The following is a 231-nucleotide window of genomic DNA, read 5'->3' as shown; positions in this document are numbered from 1 at the left end:
CGCGACACCAAGCTGCGCGGGCACTCCCAGGAAGCGGTGGTGGACACCATCCTGAGCCGCATGGATGACTACGTGCGCTATATCCAGCCGCAGTTCTCACGCACGCACATCAACTTCCAGCGCGTGCCGACGGTGGATACCTCCAACCCCTTCGAGCCGCAGGATATCCCGACGGATGCCGAGTCGATGGTCGTGATCCACTTCCGCGATCCCGGCAGTGTCGACTTCCCG

The 231-nt window shown here is 63.2% G+C and carries 1 pseudogene; it reads left to right on the top strand.

Going from position 1 to position 231, the window contains the following annotated elements:
* Window positions 1–231: pseudogene (locus R0J88_RS23965) on the top strand (phosphoribulokinase); the annotation flags it as partial.

The sequence above is a fragment of the Pseudoalteromonas sp. SIMBA_162 genome (assembly GCF_046535955.1).
Taxonomy (GTDB): domain Bacteria; phylum Pseudomonadota; class Gammaproteobacteria; order Enterobacterales; family Alteromonadaceae; genus Pseudoalteromonas; species Pseudoalteromonas marina.
This window is presented reverse-complemented; position numbering and strand designations above follow the sequence as displayed.